The organism is Streptomyces sp. NPDC033178 (assembly GCF_055577685.1).
The window spans coordinates 1-22,206 of the sequence record NZ_JBVIPT010000008.1 but is presented as its reverse complement, the minus strand read 5'-3'; the positions used below and the strand labels follow the sequence as shown (position 1 = coordinate 22,206).

Below are 22,206 nucleotides of genomic sequence, written 5' to 3'. Positions count from 1 at the left end.
AGGCACTCAGCCCGGAATGTCGGGCTCGTACTCGTTCCGCCCCCATTCCGAGTCACCGAGCGGGTAGTTGTACGCGGGCCGTCCCACGTTCCCGCTGGTCCGGAAGGGCTGCCCCTTGTTGTCGACGCGTACGGTGCCCTGCTTGGTCCCGCTGGACCAGTCGAGCTCCAGATACCAGCTCACGTTGTGCGCCCGGGCGTCCGCGAAGATGTAGAACACCTCGGGGTCGGACTCGCTCACCTTGTACGGGAAGTCGCGCTGCCCGGCCTTGGGCGAGGTCGCGGGCCGCCCCGCGTCGAGGTTCACACCGAACGACGTGGTCTCCACCCCGCCACCGCACCCGACACCCATCTCGTAGTCGTTCCAGGCGAGCGGCGCGCTCTTCTCCACCACCCGCACGTGCAGCGCCTCCAGGACGACGGTGGCCTGCCCGGTGCCCTGCACGGTCAGCGCGAGCATCTGCTGCCCGCCGGCGACCCCGCCGAGCGCACTGACCCACCCGCGCGCGTCCGACTCACTCGGCGGCGGAGGCACCTGCTCGGGCTTCCGGTCGACGAGGTAGTGCTGACTGCACGGGGACTCCCACTTGTACGGATTGACGGCGACGGTTGGTGCGGAGGCGTCCTCCTTCGCCCCGGAGTCCTGCGCGGCCCCGGCACCGGCCCCGGCGCTCCGGGAGGCGGAGGAGGACGCCGTAGGAGTACCGCTGCGCGAGGCGGACGGCGAGGCCGACCGGCCCTTCGCGTCGCCGGACTCACTGGCCTCGGGACTGCTGTCGAGGGTCTCGGCGGCGGCCCCCACGGACTGCTTCCCGCCCTCGCCGTCGTCGTCCTTGCCCGGCACGAGGTTCACCACGAGGGCTGCCGACACGATCGCGGCGGCCACGGCGGCACCGGCGAGCACGACGGTACGCCGCCGCCGCGCGGCGGGCGCGTCCGGCGCCCCTCCACGCTCGGCCTCGGGACCCCCTGAGCCGACGACATCGCCCCCGGCAGCCGCGTCCACAGCCGACTCCGAAACGGACGCCGAAGCCGAGGCAGTGGTCGACTCCGAGGCAGTGGTCGGATCCGAAGCCAAAACAGAGGCCGAAGCCGAACGGGAGTCACCGCCCGAAGCGGACGACTCACCGACCGCCCCCTCCCCCGCCTTCTGCCCCCGCCGCGCATCCGCGAGAACCCACCGCCGATGCAGCTCCACCAGTTCCTCGGGGGAGGCCTTGCAGGCGCGGGCGAACCGCTCCACGGGCGCGTAGTCCGTCGGCACGGCATCCCCGTTGACATACCGGTGAAGCGTGGACGTACTCGTGTGAAGCCGCTTCCCGAGCACCCCGTAACTGAGCCCGGACCGCTCCTTCAACTGTCCCAAGAGCTCCGAGAACTCGTCCCCCGCCACCGTTCCTCCCTCTCCCACGTCCCGGATCCACGTTCCAGGGGAAGGTCGTTCCCCCAGTTCAGAGCCACTACGAGCGTTCCGGCGTCCCGGAAGCCCCGGCAGGTGTGGCGGCCGGGACAGATCGCCGCACAAGCTTGGGCCATCCAAGCACGCCGCTCCCGTCACCCGGTCGAGCGGCCTGCACCAAGGCCCGTACCGCATCAGGGGGATCACTCATGTCCGCTCGCACCACCCGCACCCGTGTCCTCGCCGCCGCAGCGCTCGCCGTCGCCACGCTGACACTGACGGCCTGCAACAACGGAGAGGGCGTACGCGACGAGGGCGCGTCGGCGGGCACCACGTCCCAGCCGTCGTCCACGCCCACGTCCGAGTCGCAGAAGAACAAGGAGACGACCACGGACGCGGGACAGGCGGCGTCCTCGCCGAACTCGAACTCCAAGCCCAAGGACGGGAAGGGCGCGCAGAACTCGACGGGCTCGACGGGCTCATCGGACTCGTCGAAGTCGTCGGACTCGCAGGACCCCGGCCCCACCCGCACGCCCTGCACCACCGCCAACACCCGCATGGCGGCCACGGTGGTCTCCCGCCCCCTGAACCACCTTCTCCTCACCGTCACCAACACCGGCTCGAAGAACTGCAACGTGATCGGCTACCCGGCCGTCCGCTTCGGCGAGGCGCAGTCGGTCCCGCCGGTCTTCGAGGACTCCAAGCCGCAGGCGGTGCTCACGCTGGCCCCTGGCGAGTCGGGCTACGCGGGCGTGCTCCTCTCGGCGGCGGACGGCAGCGGCTCCAACGGCTACACGGCGAAGTCGCTCGAGGTCTACCTGAACAAGGACGCGGGAGCCGCGGCCAAGCCGTCGCTGCCCGCCAAGGGCGTGTACGTGGACGACTCGATCTCCGTCACGTACTGGCAGCAGACGATGGCGGACGCCCTCACCTGGTGAGCAGCGGGGCTCAGCGCAGCTTCTGCGCCACCTCGGTCGCCCAGTACGTGAGGATGTTCTGGGCGCCGGCCCGCTTGATCCCGGTGAGCGTCTCCAGGATCGCCTTGTCCCGGTCGATCCACCCCTTCTCGGCGGCGGCCTCGACCATCGAGTACTCACCGGAGATCTGGTAGGCCGCCACAGGCACGTCCACGGCGTCCGCGACCCGCGCGAGGATGTCGAGGTACGGGCCGGCCGGCTTGACCATCACCATGTCGGCCCCCTCCTCCAGGTCGAGGGCCAGCTCCCGCAGGGACTCACGCACATTCGCGGGATCCTGCTGATAGGTCTTCCGGTCGCCCTTCAGCGAGGAGGCGACGGCTTCCCGGAAGGGCCCGAAGAAGGCGGAGGAGTACTTGACGGTGTAGGCCAGGATCGACACGTCCTCCCGCCCGATCTGGTCGAGGGCGTCGCGTACGACCCCGACCTGGCCGTCCATCATCCCGCTGGGGCCCACCACATGGGCCCCGGCGTCGGCCTGTACCTGGGCCATCTCGGCGTACCGCTCCAGGGTCGCGTCGTTGTCGACGCGGCCCTCGGCGTCCAGGACACCGCAATGCCCGTGATCGGTGGTCTCGTCGAGACAGAGGTCGGACATCACCAACAGCTCGTCGCCGACCTCGGCCCGCACATCCCGGAGGGCGACCTGCAGAATCCCGTCCGGATCGGTCCCCGGAGTACCCACCGCGTCCTTCTTGGACTCCTCCGGAACACCGAACAGCATGATCCCGGAGATCCCCGCCGCCACGGCCTCCGCGGCAGCCTTCTTCAGACTGTCCCGGGTGTGCTGCACGACGCCCGGCATCGCCGCGATCGGCACGGGTTCGGACACTCCCTCACGCACGAACGCCGGGAGGATGAAGTCAGCGGGATGCAGCCGGGTCTCGGCGACCATGCGCCGCATCACGGGGGTGGTCCGCAGCCGCCGCGGCCGACTGCCGGGGAAGGATCCGTACGTCGTCATACGCCTACGCTACGCCCGCCCCAGGACCCCCTTTGCCGACGAGCCGTCGGCGCCGCACGGCCCTCCCCCACGTCCGTACCGGTCCCCACATGCGCCCGGGACGCCCCGGGTCCAAGCTGGTGGAACAAGGACCCCGACGGCCTCTCTGGGCACAGAACCGCCGCCGTCCCTCCGCCGCGCACCGACGCACGCGCCAGAAGGAGGACGCGATGACGACCGCGCACCACACCCCCACCCCCGACCTCTTCGCCCTCTCGGAGATCCGGGGCCCGGTCCTGAGACCCGACGACGCCGCCTACGCGGCAGAGGTCACGGGCTTCAACCTGTCGCAGCGCCACACGCCGGACGTCGTGGTCGGGGCAACGGGGACGGACGACATCGTCGCGGCACTCCGCTGGGCGACCGCGACGGGCACCCCCGTCTCGGTCCAGGCGACGGGCCACGGCGCGAACTTCCCCATCGACGACGGCCTGCTGATCAACACCGGTCGCATGACCGACGTGCGGATCGACCCGGCCGGACGCACCGCGACGGTGTCCGCCGGAGCGAAATGGCGGGACGTCCTGGAGGCGGCCGCACCCCACGGCCTGGCCGCACTCAACGGCTCCTCGACCGACGTGGGCGTGATCGGCTACACGCTGGGCGGCGGCCTGCCGGTCCTGGGCCGGACCTACGGCTACGCATCCGACCTGGTCCGCTCCTTCCAGGTGGTGACCCCCGACGGAGTCCTGCACGAGACCGACGCGACCCACGAGCCCGACCTGTTCCGGGCCCTGCGCGGCGGCAAGGGCAACGTCGGCGTCGTGACCTCCCTCGTCACCGAGCTGATCCCGCTCTCCCGCATCCTCGGCGGCGCGATCTACTGCGCGGGCACGGACGCGGAGGCCCTCCTCAACGCCTACGCGGAATGGGCACCGACACTGCCCCCGGAGATGTGCACGGCATTCAGCCTGCTCCGCCTCCCCCCGCTCCCCCAGATCCCGGAGCCCCTGCGCGGCGGTTTCTGGTCCCGGATCGCGGTCGCCTGGACAAGCGACCCAGCCGAGGGAAACGACCTCCTGGCCCCCATACGCGCAGCCGCACCACCGGTGATCGACACGGTGGCGGAGATGGACTACACGGCCGTGGACCAGATCTACGCGGAACCCGAGGACCCGCTCCCCGCACGGGAATCGTGCGCCCTGCTCCACGACCTGACCCCGGAGGCCGTCCGGACGTTCCTCGACCAGGTGGGCCCGGCAGCCACGGACTGCCCCCTCCTCCTCGTCGAACTCCGTCACATGGGAGGCGCACTGTCCCGCCCCGCCCCCGTACAGGACGCGGTCTGCGCCCGGGACGCCACGTACTTCCTGGAATCGGTGGCCATCCTGCCCGACCCGAAAACCGCGGAGGCGGTGGAACAGGCCACAACAGCCCTGCAACAGGCCATGGCCCCCTACGGCACGGGCCACACCATGGTCAACATCCACGGCACCCCCGGAAACGAAGCGGACCGGGCCCGAGCCTGGACCCCGGAGGTCTACACCCACCTCCAACGGACCAAGGCCACCCACGACCCGGCAAACCTGCTCCGCTACGGCCACGCGGTACCACCGGCAGCCTGAACGAGAGCCGACCCGCACCGGCACACGACAGCGCGCCGCGCCCCCACCAAGGGACCGCGACGCGCTGCCACACACCTACGTCAATTACGTCGTACGCCTCCGCCGGGACCCCGGCCGACGCTCACTGGGCCGGGTAACGGGATCCCCGGCCTCAAGAGCCGCGGCCCGCCGACGCAACCCGAAGTCCGCCAACGCCTCGGCCAGCCGATGCACGGACGGCTCAGGAGCCATGACATCGACCCGCAGCCCGTGCTCCTCGGCGGTCTTGGCCGTGGCAGGGCCGATACAGGCGATCACGGTCACGTTGTGCGGCTTCCCGGCGATACCCACCAGGTTCCGCACCGTCGAGGAGGACGTGAAGAGAACGGCGTCGAAGCCACCCCCCTTGATCGCCTCCCGGGTCTCCGCAGGCGGAGGCGAGGCCCGCACGGTCCGATAGGCGGTGACGTCGTCGACCTCCCACCCGAGCTCGATCAGCCCGGCGACCAAGGTCTCCGTGGCGATATCGGCACGCGGCAGGAACACCCGGTCGATCGGATCGAAAACCGGGTCGTAGGGCGGCCAGTCCTCCAGCAACCCGGCAGCCGACTGCTCCCCACTGGGCACCAGATCCGGCTTCACACCGAAGGCGACCAGCGCCTTGGCGGTCTGCTCCCCCACCGCGGCGACCTTGATCCCCGCGAAGGCACGCGCATCGAGCCCGTACTCCTCGAACTTCTCCCGCACGGCCTTGACGGCGTTCACCGACGTGAAGGCGATCCACTCGTACCGCCCGGTCACGAGCCCCTTCACGGCCCGCTCCATCTGCTGGGGCGTCCGCGGCGGCTCGACGGCGATCGTCGGCACCTCGTGCGGCACGGCCCCGTACGACCGCAGCTGGTCGGAGAGCGAAGCCGCCTGCTCCTTCGTACGCGGCACGAGCACCTTCCAGCCGAACAGCGGCTTGGACTCGAACCACGACAACTGGTCGCGCTGGGCGGCGGCGGAACGCTCACCGACCACGGCTATCACCGGCCGCCCGCCATCGGGCGAGGGCAGCACCTTGGCCTGCTTCAGCGTCTGCGCGATGGTCCCGAGCGTCGCGGCCCAGGTCCGCTGACGCGTGGTGGTACCGGCGACGGTCACGGTCATCGGCGTATCGGGCTTGCGGCCCGAGGCGACAAGCTCCCCGGCCGCGGCACCCACGGAATCGAGCGTCGCCGAGACGACGACGGTCCCGTCGGACGCCCCGACCTCGGTCCAGCAACGCGTGGACGCCGTACGGGCGTCCACGAACCGCACGTCCGCACCCTGGGCGTCCCGCAACGGCACACCCGCGTAAGCAGGCACACCGACGGCGGCGGCGACACCGGGCACGACCTCGAAGGGCACACCCGCGGCGGCGCAGGCGAGCATCTCCTCGGCGGCATACGCATCAAGTCCGGGGTCACCGGAGACGGCACGGACGACCCGCCTGCCACCCCTCGCGGCCTCCATGACAATATTGGCCGCGTCCTTCGACGCGGGGACGCCGGAGGTGGTTGACGCACCGTCAACTACCGTTAGCTGAGGCGTGTCCGGGCTCGGGCCCGTATCGGTGTCGAGCACGGTGACGTTTCGTCTGGCGTGCGTGCGGACGACGTCGATCACTTCGGGTTCGGCGACCAGGACATCCGCGTTCGCCAGCGCCTCGACGGCGCGCAGAGTCAGCAGTCCCGGATCCCCGGGTCCGGCACCGAGGAAGGTGACGTGCCCGTGTTCGAGGCCGGCGGGAAGGGTGGTGGGGCTCAATGTGCTCGCTCCCCCATCAGACCGGCCGCGCCCTTGGCAAGCATCTCGGCGGCGAGTTCACGGCCGAGCGCCATTGCTTGGTCATGTGTCTCGGGCACGGGACCGGTGGTGGACAACTGCACCAGCGTCGAGCCGTCGGTCGTGCCGACGACGCCGCGCAGGCGCATTTCCTTGACAATCTGCCCGTCGGCCAGAAGGTCGGCGAGCGCACCCACAGGTGCACTGCAGCCGGCCTCCAGGGCGGCGAGCAGGGACCGCTCGGCGGTCACGGCGGCCCGGGTGAACGGGTCGTCGAGCTCGGCGAGCGCAGCGACGAGGTCCGCGTTGTCCGCGGCACACTCGATCGCGAGGGCCCCCTGGCCGGGGGCGGGCAAAACTGTGTCGACGGGCAGGAAGTCGGTCACTTCCCCGATCCGTCCCATCCGCTTCAGTCCGGCGGCGGCGAGCACCACACCATCGAGCTCGCCCTTGCGCACGTACCCGATCCGCGTATCGACGTTCCCGCGGATCGCAACGGTCTCTATCGTCATCCCGTGGTTCCGCGCGTACGCGTTCAACTGGGCCATGCGACGCGGCGAGCCGGTTCCGACCCGTGCCCCGTCGGGCAGTTGCGCGAAGGTGCGCCCGTCGCGGGCGATCAGCACGTCGCGCGGGTCCTCGCGCACCGGCACGGCGGCCAGCACCAGCTCGTCGGGCTGCGCGGTCGGCAGGTCCTTGAGGGAGTGGACGGCGAAGTCGACCTCACCACTCAGGAGCGCGTCACGCAGGGCGGTCACGAAGACCCCCGTGCCACCGATCTGCGCGAGCTGCTCGCGGGACGTGTCCCCGTAGGTCGTGATCTCCACAAGCTCGACGGATCGCCCGGTCACCTGGCTCACGGCATCCGCCACCTGCCGGGACTGGGCCATGGCGAGTCTGCTCCGCCTGGTCCCCAGTCTCAGTGCTTGCCCATTCATGCTCGCCCTCGGTTCTCGGCGCTCTCGAAGTTCTTGCTGTCGAAGTTCTCGCGGTCGAGGTCCAGGCCGTCGAAGGCGGCGCTGTCCTCGTCCCGGCTGTTCCCGTCCCGGCTGTCGTCGGCCCGGGAGACGGCGGCGACCGTCTCGGGTTCCAGGTCGAACAGGGTCCGCAGCGCGTCCGCGTACCCGGCACCGCCGGGCTCGGCGGCCAGTTGCTTGACCCGTACGGTCGGCGCGTGCAGGAGCTTGTCCACGACGCGTCGCACGGTCTGGGTGATCTCGCCGCGCTGCTTGTCGTCGAGGCCGGGCAGCCGGCCGTCGAGCCGGGCGATCTCGCTCGCCACGACATCGGCGGCCATGGCGCGCAGCGCCACGACGGTGGGCGTGATGTGCGCGGCCCGCTGAGCGGCGTCGAAGGCGGCGACCTCGTCGGAGACGATCCGCCGCACCTGGTCCACGTCGGCGGCCATCGGGGCGTCGGCGGACGCCTCGGCGAGGGACTCGATGTCGACCAGCCGCACCCCGAGCAGCCGGTGCACGGCCGCGTCGATGTCGCGGGGCATGGCGAGGTCGAGCAGGGAGAGCACGGGCAGCGGCCGGGGCACCTCGGCGACGGGCTCGGGCCGACGCCGCTCGGGCACCCGCCCGAGGGTGGCCGCGGCGGCGGCGAGGGCTGCGACGGCCTCGGTGTCGATCTCGGGCGTACGGCGGCCCTCGCGACGGTCGACGGTGCCGTTGTCCACCCAGGCGGCGTGCTGTTCCAGGGTGGCCGCGTCCATGCCGGCCACCGCGGCCTCCCCCATGACGGAGAAGCCGGTGGAACCCTGCACGGCGGAACCCTGCCCGGCGGACAGGTCCAGCGGACAGCCGTCCTCACTGCCGACGCTGGTGGGCGGAAGGCCGGACCGTACGGCGGCGGAGTCGGCGGCGCGCTCCACGGCGGGCGCGCCCGTGCGTCCCTCGACGGCCTCGGCCACGAGGTCCGCCGTCAGAACGAGCCCGGTCGCGCCGGTGCAGGACACGACGACATCGGCACGTGTCAGCTCGCCCGGCACCGACTCCATCGGTACCGCGCGGGCCAGCACGTCCACGTCGTCCTGCTCAGCCGGGCGCTGTCCGTACTGCTCGGCGAGCAGGGCCGCGAGGCGCTCCGCCCGGTCGAACGTCCGGTTGGCGACGACCAGCTCGGTCACCCCGGCCCGCGCGAGCGTCGCCGCGGCGAGCGAGGACATGGAGCCCGCGCCGATCACGAGGGCCCGCTTGCCCTTGAGCCAGGCGTCGACCGGGGCGCCGGACGACAGCTGCTCCAGGCCGAAGGTCACCAGGGACTGCCCGGCCCGGTCGATACCGGTCTCGGAGTGGGCGCGCTTGCCGACCCGCAGCGCCTGCTGGAAGAGGTCGTTCAGCAGCCGCCCGGCCGTGTGCAGTTCCTGCGCGGTGGCGAGGGCGTCCTTGATCTGGCCGAGGATCTGCCCCTCGCCGACGACCATCGAGTCGAGCCCGCAGGCCACCGAGAAGAAGTGGTGGACGGCCCGGTCCTCGTAGTGCACGTACAGATAGGGAGTGAGCTCATCCAGCCCGACCCCGCTGTGCTGCGCGAGCAGCGTGGAGAGCTCGGCGACGCCCGCGTGGAACTTGTCCACGTCGGCGTAGAGCTCGATCCGGTTGCAGGTGGCGAGCACCGCGGCCTCGGCGGCCGGCTCGGCGGCGACCGTGTCCTGGAGCAGCTTGATCTGGGCGTCCGCGGACAGCGCGGCCCGCTCCAGGACGCTGACCGGAGCGCTGCGGTGGCTCAGTCCGACGACAAGAAGACTCATGCCGGCATCACGGCGGGGACATCCCCGTCGGGTCCTTTCCCGGCCTCCTTGGCCGCGGCGGCCGCCTCGGCCTCCGCCTCCATCGCGGCCCCGGCCTGCGCCTCGGCCTCCTCGCCGGCCTTGCGCTGCTCGTGGAAGGCGAGGATCTGCAGCTCGATGGAGAGATCGACCTTGCGTACGTCGACACCGTCCGGGACGGTCAGCACGGTCGGCGCGAAGTTCAGGATGGAGGTCACACCCGCGGCGACGAGCCGGTCACAGACCTGCTGGGCGGCACCCGCGGGGGTGGCGATGACACCGATCGACACACCGTTGTCGTCGATGATCTTTTCCAGCTCGTCGGTGTGCTGCACGGGGATCCCGGCGACGGGCTTGCCCGCCATCTCGTGATCGGCGTCGATCAACGCCGCGACGCGGAACCCGCGCGAGGCGAACCCACCGTAGTTGGCCAGCGCCGCGCCGAGGTTACCGATACCGACGATCACGACCGGCCAGTCCTGGGTGAGGCCGAGCTCACGCGAGATCTGGTAGACGAGGTACTCGACGTCGTAGCCCACACCGCGCGTCCCGTACGACCCGAGGTACGAGAAGTCCTTGCGCAGCTTGGCGGAGTTGACCCCCGCCGCGGCCGCGAGCTCCTCGGAGGAGACCGTGGGTACCGAGCGCTCCGACAGAGCGGTGAGGGCTCGGAGGTACAGCGGAAGCCTGGCGACGGTGGCCTCGGGAATCCCTCGGCTGCGGGTCGCCGGTCGGTGAGTTCGGCCAGTTGCCACGGTGCTCCTGCGGGTAGCGCGGGGCTTCAGGCGGTCGCACGTACCTAGACCGCCCCGTCGAATGCAGGCTATGTCTTTGTGAACGCGTGCACAAAGATGGTGTCCGATTTGCCCGGCCAACGTGACCGGGGTCACGCACCCCTGGCGCACCCGTACGGAACCGGCGCACGCGCACCTTCGTTCCTCACATGTTGGGGGCAAAACCGCACACTCTCCTCTACGATCCCCGCCCCCGAGTCCGAACCGCCCTCGATCCTAAGTGACTTTCCGGACCCCTTGGACGTCTCGGTCAGGCCACGGTTCCATTACTCCGCCCCCTTGGCTACGCCTTGAGCGCCCTGCGCAGCCGCTCCTCGTCCACCCGCCAGAACGTGTGCTGGGCCCCGTCCACCAGCACCACCGGGATCTGCTCCCAGTACTCGCGGTGCAGTTCCCCGTCCTGGGTGATGTCCTTCTTCTCCCAGCGGACACCGAGATCAGCACAGACCTTCTCCACGACTTCCTGTGCGTCTTCGCACAAATGGCAGTCGGGCTTCCCGATCAACGTGACCAGCCGCTCCCGCGACACCTTGTTCTCCGCCCGACGCTCACCACGCCGAAAAATGGGACTCATACCCTCCATTGTCCCGCCCCGGTCGGCTGCGCCCGTAAGGGCGCGGGGCGGGATGCGCCCAAGAACGGTCCCGAAGGGATGAGTTCTTTAACGACACGGTCGCGGAGAGTTCACAGCCTCCAAACCTCCCGACTCCGGAACCACCGAACAAACTGGCTATGCTCACGCCATGGCCGCTCTCGGATGGCTCACCCCCCGTAGGCGCTCCGCCACCGCGCGGAGCGTGCTGGCAGGCGAGGCCTCGGCTGAGGCAGCGCGCAAGTCCTCCCAGGAGCTGGAGGAGCTCGCGCACGAAGCCGCGCCCGCAGGCACCGAACCGGAGTTCCCGGTCATCGGTGACGACAAGGCCGCCGCGTTCTTCGACCTCGACAACACCGTGATGCAGGGCGCCGCGATCTTCCACTTCGGCCGTGGCCTCTACAAGCGGAAGTTCTTCGAGTCCCGCGACCTCTACCGGTTCGCCTGGCAGCAGGCCTGGTTCCGGCTGGCCGGCGTCGAGGACCCCGAGCACATGCAGGACGCCCGCGACTCGGCGCTGTCCATCGTGAAGGGCCACCGCGTCTCCGAGCTGATGTCGATCGGCGAGGAGATCTACGACGAGTACATGGCCGAGCGCATCTGGCCCGGCACCCGCGCACTCGCCCAGGCCCACCTGGACGCGGGCCAGAAGGTGTGGCTGGTCACGGCCGCCCCGGTGGAGATCGCCACGGTGATCGCCCGCCGCCTGGGCCTGACCGGCGCGCTCGGCACGGTCGCCGAGTCGGTCGACGGCGTCTACACCGGCAAGCTCGTCGGCGAACCGCTGCACGGCCCCGCGAAGGCGGAGGCGGTACGCGCCCTGGCCGCGGCGGAGGGCCTGGACCTCGGCCGCTGTGCCGCGTACAGCGACTCCCACAACGACATCCCGATGCTCTCGCTGGTCGGGCACCCGTACGCGATCAACCCGGACGCCAAGCTCCGCAAGCACGCCCGCAGGCTCGACTGGCGGCTGCGCGACTACCGCACGGGCCGCAAGGCGGCGAAGGTCGGCATTCCCGCGGCGGCAGGCGTCGGCGCGGTCGCCGGCGGCACGGCGGCCGCGATCGCCCTGCACCGCCGCCGTCGCTGACACCGACGCCACCGCTGACACAGCGTCGCCGGCACCCCTCGAACACCCGCTGACCAGCGGCCCCCCGGCACAGACATGCGGGCAATCGTGCTGTCCTACCCGCGCAGAGCCCCCGCCAGTCCCGTTAACGGCACCCGGCCACAACACGCCCCGGACTCAGACGGAACACGGAATCATTCGATCAACAACCGGTCACTCTCCGGCACTTGATGAGGCGTCATTCGGTAACAGAAGCGACGTAATCGATGATTTGAGCAACTGGGTGTAGCACTGCCTGTACGAAGCGTTATTCTCCTCAGACGCATGACGGGCCCCGCTCTTCGCTACGACGGGTGAACGGTCCGGTACTGCACGTGATGGAAGCTCTGCCTCTGGGAGTCCCGTGTACCCACACGTCGGGGTTGACGCCTCGGGCCTGGCTACGCTGCGCGCAACGGTCATCGACCGCCTGCGCGGCTTCGTCCCCACCGCGTACGCCGTCCCCGCCCTCGCTGTCTCCGCCGCGCCCGTCGGCCCGTGCTACGCACTGGCCGACGGCAGCGCGGCGGTGGGCAGACGAGGTCGTTCGAGCGCGTCGGCCACCACCGCACGCCGCCCGGCCGCAGACAGTGACAGCGCCCGGATGATGGACCTCGTGGAGCGCGCACAGGCCGGTGAGGCCGAGGCCTTCGGCCGGCTCTACGACCAGTACAGCGACACTGTGTACCGCTATATCTATTACCGCGTCGGCGGGAAGGCGACCGCGGAAGACCTCACAAGCGAGACGTTCCTGCGCGCCCTGCGCCGCATCGGCACGTTCACCTGGCAGGGCCGTGACTTCGGCGCCTGGCTCGTCACCATCGCCCGCAACCTCGTCGCGGACCACTTCAAGTCGAGCCGCTTCCGGCTCGAAGTGACCACCGGCGAGATGCTCGACGCCAACGAGGTCGAGCGCTCCCCCGAGGACTCCGTCCTGGAGTCCCTCTCGAACGCGGCGCTGCTGGATGCCGTCCGCCGCCTCAACCCGCAGCAGCAGGAGTGCGTGACCCTGCGCTTCCTCCAGGGCCTCTCGGTCGCCGAGACCGCCCGCGTGATGGGCAAGAACGAGGGCGCGATCAAGACCCTCCAGTACCGGGCGGTGCGCACACTGGCCCGGCTCCTCCCGGAAGACGCCCGCTGAGACCCCGTACACGGCGGGCCCTGCCCCGCCCCCTCTCCGTACGACTCCGTATGACTCCATACGCTCAGCGATGCCCAACTCACCGTCCGTGAAAGTCCGTTGACTTCGCGGTCCGATCATCCGTCGTCCGTAACCCAAGTGCCGAGCCGCTCGTTGTGCGGGATACAGGCTCCCTGTGGTCACTCCCTGGCCGACTTCGATCACTCGATCGAGTGATCGTGGTCAGGGTGTGCAACCCTCAGGACCCCCTGGGGAGTCGACCGTGATGACGAGAGGAGGTGCCGCCAGTGATCGCGAACGTATCGGCGCACCGGCGGGCGAACGCCTTCGCCCAGGCCCTGGATGAGCAGCCCGACCGGGGCACGGCGGCCGAGCAGTCCGAAGGACCCGCTCCGGCCGTCGTGGACCGGCCCGAGCACGGCCGGATGCTGTCCCTGGCGACCGGCCTCGGCGAACTGCCCAAACCGGAGCTGGACCCCGAGGTCAAGGTCGTCCAGCGGGCCCAGCTGGTGGCCGCGATGGAGGCCATGCTCCAGGAGGGCACGGCCGCGGGAGGCGGGGCGGCGGACCCTTCGGTGCCCGAGCAGCGCTCCCACCGGGGCCGGGGCGCGCACCGGGCGACCGGGCTGGGGAAATTGCGACCGCGTTCCCGGCTGTCGAAGGGGCTCGCCGCGGGCGGGCTCACCGTCGGTGTGGCCGCCGGAGCCTTCAGCGGTGTCGCCGCTGCCAGTTCCGACGCCCTGCCCGGTGACTCGCTCTACGGGCTCAAGCGCGGCATGGAGGACCTCAAGCTGGGCATGGCCGACGGCGAGGGCGACCGCGGCCGGCTCTACCTCGACCAGGCCTCCACCCGGCTGAGCGAGGCGCGCCGCCTGATGGAGCGCGGCCGCTCGGGGCCCCTGGACCACGAGTCCCTGGGCGAGATCCGGCGTGCGCTGTCCGGCATGCAGCACGACGCCTCCGAGGGCCACCGCCTGCTGCACGAGGCCTATGAGCGGGACCCGGACTCCCTGGGCCCCATCCAGGCCCTCTCCGCCTTCTCCCAGTCGCACCGCGACGCCTGGGGCGCCCTGCGCGACCGGCTGCCCGTGCAGCTCGGCGACGTCAGCCGCCAGGTCAGCTCGGTCTTCGACGCCATAGACGAAGAGGTCGAACCGCTGCGCTCGCTGCTCCCGCAGCCGCCCTCCCCGGAGGGCACCGGCCGCCACCGCGGCGCGAGCTCGGACACCACAGGCTCGTCCCGTACGGACCGGCCGACCGCCCCCAGCGCCACCGGCGGCGGCTCGTCCGACGGCACCGGTTCCAGCAGCGGCAACCCCAAGCCGTCCACCTCCAAGACCCAGGACGACGGCCTGCTCGGCGGCAACACCGGCGGCCTCCTGGACCCGCCCGAGGACGAGACGAGCGCCTCCCCGTCCGGCAAGAACACCCCACCGGCAGAGCCGGACGTGACCCTGCCACCCCTCCTCCCGGGCCTGCTCCCGGGCCTGGGAATCGACAGCGAGGACGCCGACTAGCTTCTTCGGATACGTCGGTGGGGGCGCCCCTTGTGACAAGGGGCGCCCCCACCGACGTATCCAGAAGTCCTGGACGTATCCAGGACCCTTAGAAGAACACCGACCTGCGCTGCACCAGAAGCTTGTAGAGCGTGTGCTGGATCTGCTCTCTCACCTGGTCCGTCAGGTTGAACATCAGCATCGGATCCTCTGCCGCCTCCGGCGGGTAGCCGTCGGTCAGGATCGGTTCGCCGAACTGGATCGTCCACTTCGTGGGGAGCGGGACGCCGCCGAGCGGGCCCAGCCACGGGAAGGTGGGCGTGATCGGGAAGTACGGGAAGCCGAGGAGACGGGCCAGCGTCTTGGAGTTGCCGATCATCGGGTAGATCTCCTCCGCGCCCACGATGGAGCACGGGATGATCGGGGTGCCCTGGCGCAGAGCGGTCGACACGAAGCCGCCGCGCCCGAAGCGCTGGAGCTTGTAGCGCTCGCTGAACGGCTTGCCGATGCCCTTGAAGCCCTCCGGCATCACCCCCACCAGTTCGCCGCGCTCCAGGAGCCGTTCGGCGTCCTCCGCGCAGGCGAGCGTGTGACCGGCCTTGCGGGCCAGTTCGTTGACCACCGGCAGCATGAAGACCAGGTCGGCCGCGAGGAGCCGCAGATGGCGGCCGTCGGGGTGGTTGTCGTGGACGGCGACCTGCATCATCAGGCCGTCCAGCGGCAGTGTCCCGGAGTGGTTGGCGACGATCAGCGCCCCGCCCTCCGACGGGATGTTCTCGATGCCCTTCACCTCGACACGGAAGTACTTCTCGTAGAGGGGCCGCAGCATGGACATCAGGACCTGGTCGGTGAGCTCCTGGTCGTAACCGAAGTCGTCGACCTCGTACTCACCCGTCAGTCGCCGCCGCAGGAAAGCCAGACCGCCGGCGATACGCCGGTCCCAGCCATCCTCCTGCGGCTTCTCCACAGCAGCCGGTTCCTCACGCGTCACAGGAACATCATCCTGCGGAATCGTTCGTGCGGGCAGGGGCTGGACCTCACGAACCACCACGGGCTCGCCCTTGCGCCTGCTCCCCGCGCCCCGGCGCCGCGGCGGCCGCTGTACGGCGCTCCCGCGGGACCGGTCGTCGTCGAACGGAATGACCTTGGCGTCCGCCATCGTTGATGCGCTCCTCAGTTGGCGCTCTGCGTCGGGAGGTGGCCACCGCCGAGTACAGGCAGTGCCGCGATGCGGTCGACGGCCCCCGCAAGGGCCTCGGGGGGCAGGAGTCCGGGCCCTCGGCTGCGTGCGAAGTCCGCGAAGGTCTCCGCGGTCGTGTACCTGGGACCGTAGCCGAGCGTCTCGCGCATCTGCCGGGTCGCCACGACCCGGCCATGGGTGAGCAGCCGCAGCTGCTCGGGCGAGAAGTCCGTCATGCCCAGCGTACGCAGCGCCGAGCCCACCCAGCTCACCGCGGGCATCAGCACGGGAACCGTGGGCCGGCCCAGCCGCCGCGCGCACTGCGAGAGCAGCAGGACACCGTCGCCGGCGATGTTGAACGTGCCGCTGTTGAGCGTGCCGCGCCGCGGCTCGTGCGAGGCGATCCGCAGCACCTCGATCACGTCGTCCTCGTGCACGAACTGCAGCCGCGGGTCGTAGCCGAGCACGGTCGGCAGCACGGGCAGCGAGAAGTACGCGGCGAGCGGCGAGTCCGCGCTCGGCCCGAGGATGTTCGCGAACCGCAGCACACACACGGCGACGTCGGGCCGCCGCCGCGCGAACCCCCGCACGTACCCCTCGACCTCGACCGTGTCCTTCGCGAAGCCGCCACTGGGCAGCGACTTGGGCGGGGTCGTCTCGGTGAAGACGGCCGGATCACGCGGAGCCGACCCGTACACGTTGGTACTGGACTTCACGACGAGCCGCTTGACCGTCGGCGACTTCTGGCAGGCGCCCAGCAGCTGCATGGTGCCGATGACGTTGGTCTCCTTGACCGTGGTCCGGCTGCCGCCGCCCAGCGGGGTGGCCGTCACGTCCAGGTGCACCACCGTGTCCACGGAGTGCTCCGCGAGCACCCTGGCGATGGCGGGCTGCCTTATGTCGGCCCGTACGAAGTCGGCGCCGCCCAGGTGATGCTCCGGCGGGACCGCGTCCACGGCGACCACCCGGTCCACCTCGGGGTCACGCTGAATCCGTCGTACGAACCGGCCCCCCAGCTGACGGGCCACTCCGGTCACGAGCACGACCTTCCCCAAGATCAGCGCCTTCCTTCCAGCCGTCGACGACATGCTGCTCGTACTGTGCCGTTCGTACTCTGCCGTGTTCCCCGTGACGGCCACGTTAGCGGGTCGGTGTTGCGCTGTGATGACCGCCCGATGCACGAAGTGACGGCACCCCCGTACGTACGATCAGACCCAGCCATTCGCCGCACAGTCGTAGGCCCAGACGTACGCACGGCGTTCGTCCTGCCGGACAGCACGGCAGAGGAACGCGGCAGGGGAACAGCGAATACGACTGTGGCCCCCCACCAGCCGGTGGGGGGCCACAGAGCGCACTGTCACAGCGTCGTCGCCCACCGTCTGCCCTGCTTGTGGCGGGTGACCGCTGTCCGTCGCGACTTACTTCTTGTTGCGACGCTGAACGCGAGTGCGCTTGAGCAGCTTGCGGTGCTTCTTCTTGGCCATCCGCTTGCGCCGCTTCTTGATAACAGAGCCCACGACTACCCTCGCTCACTTCTCTTTACTCGTTGCTGGGCTGCATGGGCCCACACGACTTATGAGGGGCCAGCCTACCCGCCTGAGCGCCGAGGTCGTAATCGAGGAGTTCCGGGTGAGACCCCGGGGACGCGATCGAGCCGTCCCGGGACCTCCCCGGACCGCCGTCAGGCTGTCTCCACCCCCACGTAGGACTCGCGAAGGTACTCGTGAACCGCTTGCTCCGGGACTCGGAATGACCTCCCGACCCGGATCGCGGGCAGATGACCGCTGTGCACCAAGCGGTACACGGTCATCTTCGACACTCGCATCACCGAGGCGACTTCCGCCACGGTAAGGAACTGAACCTCGTTCAGAGGCCTCTCGCCAGCAGCCATGACACACCTGAACCTTCCGCACTCGACGGTCACCGGCTTCCCCTTCCGGTGACACTTCGTCGTTGCGTGCTCACTCCCCAGAGTAGGGGCGTGTGATGCGAGTGGGGAAGAGGAGGGGCCATCGGCGGCCTACTGTGACAGACACGCTCGATTGAGTACATAGCGAGTAAGCGGTCGGTAGTAATCAGACCGCACAGCGTCATCAAGTGGAACGACGACGGACACCCGCCCCTCTGCCTCTCCGACGAACAGCGCGGGATCGTCGGTGTCACCCAGGCCGATGGCCTCGAACCCCAGCTGACCTGCTCCGCAGACCCAGCCGTGGTCTCCCACCACGAGCTCCGGGAGCTGTCGGCCGGCCTCCGCAGCGACGGCCAGAGCGGTACGAACCGGGAGGGGAGAGTGCGTGTGCGCGCCGGTCTCACGACCGGGGTCCCACGCCCCGGGTTCGCGCACCAGCGCGACTCCTCGTACGTAGTCAAGGTTGTACGTGCGTAGACCGAACCGGGTCGTTATGTCGACAGAGTGACCATGCGCGGGGGTGAGGACGGTACACCCCGCCGCCGACAGAGCGTCCGCGAGCGCGGCGTAGAAACCGATCAGCCGGTGCGGGTGTCCGGTACCGAGCAGCACCGGGGAGCGGTTCCGTGCGGCTTCCGCAAGCCGGGCGGCGAAGGCATCAAGAGCCGCCAGGGTTCGCTCAGGATCGATCACATCGAAGCCAGATGTGTGCCGCGGATCGGCCGACACCCCGCACTTGTCCGCCATCAAAGCGATCAGATCCGGTTGTTCCCATGTCCATTCGGGGTCAAGCCCGATCGTCACCCGCGGATCCCGCGCGGCGAACAACCGATAGCTCCTGAGACTCGCCTCCCGCGAGGTGGCCACCGTCCCCGCCAGCCTCGCCGCCAGCAAATGCGCCCGCAACGCTCCACTACTCAACACGCCCCGATGCTGACGCATCCACCCACCCCCCACCCCCAAAACCCCTGAAACACCCCACAGTTGGCGTAACGGGGTCTAGGGCGAGGGGACGGCTGAGGCTTTCTTTCGCCCCCGCCGCCCCTACCCATCCCCATCCCTTACTCAGGGGCTCCGCCCCCGAACCCCCAAAAGACTGCGCAGTTCCCCGCGCCCCTAGGTTTTTAGGGGCGCGGGGAACTGCGCGACCAGCCACAGCGGGTCCGCACCCGACAACACACCCCACGGGGTCTGGGGCGGAGCCCCAGAGGAATGGGACGGGTAGGGGCGGCGGGGGCGAAAAAAGCCAGGCCCCCCGGCGGAGCCCTACGCCAACAACCCCCGCAACGGAAACACGGCCCGCCGCGCAGCCAGCACAGCCTGGTCAAGACGGTCGGCGGGGTCATACCCCGACTCCCACCCCCTCCACGACACAGGCCACCGCCCATCAGTCATCCGCGCAGGCGCGAGCTGCCGCGTACGAGCAAAAACCTCCTGCCGCCACCCCTCGGGAACCACCGTCTCCGGCGCAATCTCCCGCCCCGCGGCAACAGCCACCAGATGCGTCCACGACCGAGGCACCACATCCACCACGGCATACCCGCCCCCACCAAGAGCGACCCACCGCCCCTCGGCGTACTCGTGCGCCAGCTCATGACAGGCCACCTGCACAGCACGCTGCGCATCCAACGACACGGCAAGATGAGCGAGCGGATCCTCGAAGTGCGTATCGGCCCCGTGCTGAGTGACCAGCACCTGCGGCCGAAAGTCCGCGACCAGCTCCGGCACGACGGAGTGAAAGGCCCGCAGCCACCCCGCGTCCCCGGTCCCGGCCGGCAACGCCACATTCACGGCGGACCCCTCCGCGGACGCGGCCCCGGTCTCCTCCGGCCACCCGGTCTGCGGAAACAGGGTCCGAGGATGCTCGTGCAACGACACGGTCAGCACCCGCGGATCCTCCCAGAACGCGGCCTGCACCCCGTCCCCGTGATGCACGTCCACATCCACGTACACGACCCGCTCGGCCCCGAGCTCCAGCAACCGGGCAATGGCCAAGGAAGCGTCGTTGTAAATGCAGAACCCCGACGCACCGCCAGGCATCGCATGGTGCAACCCACCCGCGAAGTTCACCGCGTGCAGCGCCTCACCCCGCCACACGGCCTCGGCGGCTCCCACCGACTGCCCGGCGATCAGCGCGGACACCTCATGCATCCCGGCGAAGGCGGGATCGTCCATGGTCCCCAGCCCGTACGCCCCGTCCGCACCCCGCGGATCCGCGGAAGCGGCCTTGACCGCCTCGATGTAGTCCTCCCGGTGCACGAGCCGCAGGGTCGAGTCCCCGGCCGGCTTGGCCGAGACGACCTCCACCTCCCGGTCGAGCCCGAAGGCGTCGACCAGTCGCCGGGTCAGCGCCAATCGGACCGGATCCATCGGATGATCCGGGCCGAAGTCATAGCCCGTTACTGCCTCGTCCCACATCAGCTGTGCGCGGCCGCTCATGCCCGTCACCGTATCGGGAAGGTTCAGAAGCGAACGACTTGGCGTACACCAACGTCACCAGCACCAACACCATCGGCACGAGCATGGCCCCCCGATAACTCCACGCATCGCCCAGGGCTCCCACCAAGGGCGAACCGATCAAGAACCCCACATAGTTGAAGATATTCAGTCGAGCGACGGCCGCATCCGCAGCCCCGGGGAAGAGCCGTCCGGCGGCCGCGAAGGTCTGCGGCACGATCACGCACAACCCGAAGCCCAGCAGCGTGAAGCCGAGCATCCCGACCCAGGCCCCCGGCGCCCCCGCCACCACCGCGAACCCCACCGCCGCGACCACCGCACCGGCCCGCACCACCGTCACGGCCCCGAACCGCCGCACCCCGAAGTCCCCGACGGCCCGCCCGATGAGCGTGGTGACCATATAGACGTTGTACGGAACGGTCGCCAGCTGCTCCGAACTGCCGAGCACGTCCTGCAGATACTTGGCGCTCCAGTTGGAGACGGTCGAATCCCCGATGTACGCGACGGCCATCACCAGACACAGAGGCAGCAGCAACTTGAACCCGACGACGCCGCCACCGCTCCCGTCCTCGCCCTGTGCCTTCGCCTCGGCCTCGGGCCCGCTCCCGTCGACGTACCACCGGCTCCCCACGAACGCCGCGGGCAACAACACCACGACCACCGGCAGATAGGACACGAACAGCGCCAGGTCCCAGTGCGCCCCCACCCACGCGAGCGACGCCCCGACGATCCCGCCGAGGCTGAACGCCGCGTGGAACCCGAGCATGATGCTGCGCCCGTACCTGTGCTGAAGGCTCACCCCGAGCATGTTCATGGAGGCGTCGAGCGATCCGACGGCCAGCCCGAAGGCGGCGAGAGACAGCGCGATCGCCCACAGCCCGTCGCCGGCCCCCACCCCGAGCAGCGCCAGCAGCACGACCGGCTGCGACCAGCGCAGTACGTGACTGGGCGGCACCCTCTTCACCAGCTGCTCGGTGCAGACACTGCCGACCCCGGCGAGGATCGGCACAGCGGCCAGGAAGGCGGGCAGCAACGCGTCGGATATCCCGTACCGGTCCTGGATCGCCGGGATTCGTGTCACGAGCAGCGCGAAGGCGATGCCCTGGGCGAAGAAGCTGAATGCCAATGAAGCCCGGCCACGCCGCAGCACATCTGTCATGGCGGCTCAGCGTAGGGCTCCGGCTTACTCGTGGGTAGACGGTTCAAAGATGAATTTTGTTCAACTCCGGCCCTGGAAGATCAACTTGGCGGCCGGCGGGGCGGAAAGTCAGCCCTGAAGCAGGCCGATCAGCTCCCCCATGTCCCCGAAGAGCCGGTCCGCCCCCGCCAACCGCTCGGCCGGCGTCATCGCCGTGAACCCGTACACATCCATCCCGGCCGCGACGGCCGCCCGCACCCCGAGCGGACTGTCCTCGACGACAAGGCACTTCTCCGGCGGCACACCCATGCGCTCAGCCGCGTGCAGGAACAGATCCGGCGCCGGCTTGCCCCGCCCCACGTCCTGCGAACTGAAGATCCGCCCGTCGTCAAACCACCGGTCAAGACCGGTCTTGCGATGCCCGACCCGGATCCGCTCATGACTCCCCGACGACGCCACACAGTACGGAACCCCGTCCGCGGCCAGCTTCTCCAGGACCTCCACGGCCCCCGTCACCGGCTCCAACTCCCGCTCGAAGGCAGCGAACACCCGCGTATGAAAGACATCGTCGAAGTCGGCAGGCAGCCGCTCCCCGGTCCGCTCCTCGACCATGTCGTGTACGCGATGCATGGCGGCGCCCATGTAGTCGCGCAGGGACTCCTCGTACGAGGTGGGATGCCCCAGCTCGGTGAGATAGGCGGCCAGCAGCGTGTTGGAGATCGGCTCACTGTCCACGAGGACGCCGTCATTGTCGAAGATCACCAGTTCGTAGCGCATGACAAATACCCTAAACGCAAGAAAGCCCCCGCACCGAAGTGCGGGGGCTTTCTCCAATATTTGTTCGGCGGTGTCCTACTCTCCCACAGGGTCCCCCCTGCAGTACC

Annotated in this window: 20 protein-coding genes; 5 read left to right on the top strand and 15 right to left on the bottom strand. The window is 69.9% G+C overall.

All coding sequences use genetic code 11. The annotated features are described in order from the left end of the window. Positions 1 to 6: 6 nt before the first annotated feature. Positions 7 to 1,392 (bottom strand): helix-turn-helix domain-containing protein, encoded by a 1,386-nt coding sequence (locus tag ACZ5VQ_RS20690; RefSeq protein ID WP_469106428.1) that lies wholly within the window; start codon positions 1,390 to 1,392, stop codon positions 7 to 9. Between the two features lie 215 nt (positions 1,393 to 1,607). On the opposite strand from ACZ5VQ_RS20690, the gene ACZ5VQ_RS20685 reads away from it, so the two are divergent. Beyond that, the gene (locus tag ACZ5VQ_RS20685; protein WP_469106161.1) at positions 1,608 to 2,336 is read left to right on the top strand and encodes a DUF4232 domain-containing protein; all 729 of its coding nucleotides are present in this window, start codon (positions 1,608 to 1,610) and stop codon (positions 2,334 to 2,336) included. A 10-nt stretch (positions 2,337 to 2,346) separates the two neighbouring features. On the opposite strand, the gene hemB is transcribed toward ACZ5VQ_RS20685, so the two are convergent. Continuing rightward, positions 2,347 to 3,339: a porphobilinogen synthase gene (gene hemB / locus ACZ5VQ_RS20680; protein WP_469106160.1), complete on the bottom strand. Its 993-nt coding sequence runs from the start codon at positions 3,337 to 3,339 to the stop codon at positions 2,347 to 2,349. A gap of 209 nt (positions 3,340 to 3,548) precedes the next feature. Between hemB and ACZ5VQ_RS20675 the strand changes: the two genes are divergently transcribed. Then, positions 3,549 to 4,943 carry an FAD-binding oxidoreductase gene (locus tag ACZ5VQ_RS20675; RefSeq protein ID WP_469106159.1) on the top strand — a complete coding sequence of 465 codons (1,395 nt, stop codon included), beginning with the start codon at positions 3,549 to 3,551 and terminating at the stop codon, positions 4,941 to 4,943. Positions 4,944 to 5,027: 84 nt separating this feature from the next. Here ACZ5VQ_RS20675 and ACZ5VQ_RS20670 read toward each other — a convergent pair whose 3' ends face one another. The 5 genes from ACZ5VQ_RS20670 to ACZ5VQ_RS20650 form a co-directional block, all read right to left on the bottom strand. After that, entirely contained in the window at positions 5,028 to 6,713 is a 1,686-nt protein-coding gene (locus tag ACZ5VQ_RS20670; protein ID WP_469106158.1) for a bifunctional uroporphyrinogen-III C-methyltransferase/uroporphyrinogen-III synthase, read from the bottom strand. After that, positions 6,710 to 7,669, bottom strand: coding sequence for a hydroxymethylbilane synthase (gene hemC / locus ACZ5VQ_RS20665; protein ID WP_362086204.1), 960 nt, complete (start codon positions 7,667 to 7,669; stop codon positions 6,710 to 6,712). The genes ACZ5VQ_RS20670 and hemC overlap by 4 nt, the downstream gene beginning before the upstream one ends. Further along, positions 7,666 to 9,486, bottom strand: a complete 1,821-nt coding sequence (locus ACZ5VQ_RS20660) for a glutamyl-tRNA reductase (protein ID WP_469106157.1) — start codon at positions 9,484 to 9,486, stop codon at positions 7,666 to 7,668. Before ACZ5VQ_RS20660 ends, hemC begins: the two co-directional genes overlap by 4 nt. Continuing rightward, positions 9,483 to 10,259 carry a redox-sensing transcriptional repressor Rex gene (locus tag ACZ5VQ_RS20655; protein ID WP_469106156.1) on the bottom strand — a complete coding sequence of 259 codons (777 nt, stop codon included), beginning with the start codon at positions 10,257 to 10,259 and terminating at the stop codon, positions 9,483 to 9,485. The genes ACZ5VQ_RS20660 and ACZ5VQ_RS20655 overlap by 4 nt, the downstream gene beginning before the upstream one ends. Positions 10,260 to 10,581: 322 nt before the next feature. Further along, positions 10,582 to 10,881 carry a glutaredoxin family protein gene (locus ACZ5VQ_RS20650; RefSeq protein ID WP_362086213.1) on the bottom strand — a complete coding sequence of 100 codons (300 nt, stop codon included), beginning with the start codon at positions 10,879 to 10,881 and terminating at the stop codon, positions 10,582 to 10,584. A 160-nt stretch (positions 10,882 to 11,041) separates the two neighbouring features. Here ACZ5VQ_RS20650 and ACZ5VQ_RS20645 point away from each other — a divergent pair, with 160 nt between their 5' ends. The 3 genes from ACZ5VQ_RS20645 (at position 11,042) to ACZ5VQ_RS20635 (ending at position 14,656) form a co-directional block, all read left to right on the top strand. Beyond that, positions 11,042 to 11,980 (top strand): HAD family hydrolase, encoded by a 939-nt coding sequence (locus ACZ5VQ_RS20645; RefSeq protein ID WP_362086216.1) that lies wholly within the window; start codon positions 11,042 to 11,044, stop codon positions 11,978 to 11,980. A 382-nt stretch (positions 11,981 to 12,362) separates the two neighbouring features. Then, positions 12,363 to 13,139 (top strand): ECF subfamily RNA polymerase sigma factor, BldN family, encoded by a 777-nt coding sequence (locus ACZ5VQ_RS20640; protein WP_055616602.1) that lies wholly within the window; start codon positions 12,363 to 12,365, stop codon positions 13,137 to 13,139. A gap of 287 nt (positions 13,140 to 13,426) precedes the next feature. Further along, on the top strand, positions 13,427 to 14,656 hold the full coding sequence (locus ACZ5VQ_RS20635) for a DUF5667 domain-containing protein (protein WP_469106155.1): 1,230 nt from the start codon (positions 13,427 to 13,429) through the stop codon (positions 14,654 to 14,656). Positions 14,657 to 14,744: 88 nt separating this feature from the next. Here the strand turns inward: ACZ5VQ_RS20635 and ACZ5VQ_RS20630 are convergent, their stop codons facing one another. From ACZ5VQ_RS20630 to ACZ5VQ_RS20595, 8 genes are all read right to left on the bottom strand, one after another. Then, positions 14,745 to 15,794: a lysophospholipid acyltransferase family protein gene (locus tag ACZ5VQ_RS20630; RefSeq protein ID WP_469106154.1), complete on the bottom strand. Its 1,050-nt coding sequence runs from the start codon at positions 15,792 to 15,794 to the stop codon at positions 14,745 to 14,747. 14 nt (positions 15,795 to 15,808) lie between these two features. Next, positions 15,809 to 16,870 carry an NAD-dependent epimerase/dehydratase family protein gene (locus ACZ5VQ_RS20625; RefSeq protein ID WP_143644173.1) on the bottom strand — a complete coding sequence of 354 codons (1,062 nt, stop codon included), beginning with the start codon at positions 16,868 to 16,870 and terminating at the stop codon, positions 15,809 to 15,811. A gap of 363 nt (positions 16,871 to 17,233) precedes the next feature. Further along, the gene (locus ACZ5VQ_RS20620; RefSeq protein WP_003948845.1) at positions 17,234 to 17,332 is read right to left on the bottom strand and encodes a 30S ribosomal protein bS22; all 99 of its coding nucleotides are present in this window, start codon (positions 17,330 to 17,332) and stop codon (positions 17,234 to 17,236) included. A 164-nt stretch (positions 17,333 to 17,496) separates the two neighbouring features. Further along, positions 17,497 to 17,706 carry a helix-turn-helix domain-containing protein gene (locus tag ACZ5VQ_RS20615; RefSeq protein WP_093781815.1) on the bottom strand — a complete coding sequence of 70 codons (210 nt, stop codon included), beginning with the start codon at positions 17,704 to 17,706 and terminating at the stop codon, positions 17,497 to 17,499. 129 nt (positions 17,707 to 17,835) lie between these two features. After that, positions 17,836 to 18,651: a phosphatase gene (locus ACZ5VQ_RS20610; protein ID WP_469106427.1), complete on the bottom strand. Its 816-nt coding sequence runs from the start codon at positions 18,649 to 18,651 to the stop codon at positions 17,836 to 17,838. A gap of 342 nt (positions 18,652 to 18,993) precedes the next feature. Then, complete coding sequence (locus ACZ5VQ_RS20605) at positions 18,994 to 20,166, bottom strand: acetoin utilization protein AcuC (RefSeq protein ID WP_469106153.1); 1,173 nt, start codon at positions 20,164 to 20,166, stop codon at positions 18,994 to 18,996. Next, the gene (locus ACZ5VQ_RS20600) at positions 20,117 to 21,343 is read right to left on the bottom strand and encodes an MFS transporter (protein WP_469106152.1); all 1,227 of its coding nucleotides are present in this window, start codon (positions 21,341 to 21,343) and stop codon (positions 20,117 to 20,119) included. Before ACZ5VQ_RS20600 ends, ACZ5VQ_RS20605 begins: the two co-directional genes overlap by 50 nt. 108 nt (positions 21,344 to 21,451) lie before the next feature. Then, positions 21,452 to 22,099, bottom strand: a complete 648-nt coding sequence (locus ACZ5VQ_RS20595) for an HAD family hydrolase (RefSeq protein WP_469106151.1) — start codon at positions 22,097 to 22,099, stop codon at positions 21,452 to 21,454. Between the last annotated feature and the right edge of the window lie 107 nt (positions 22,100 to 22,206).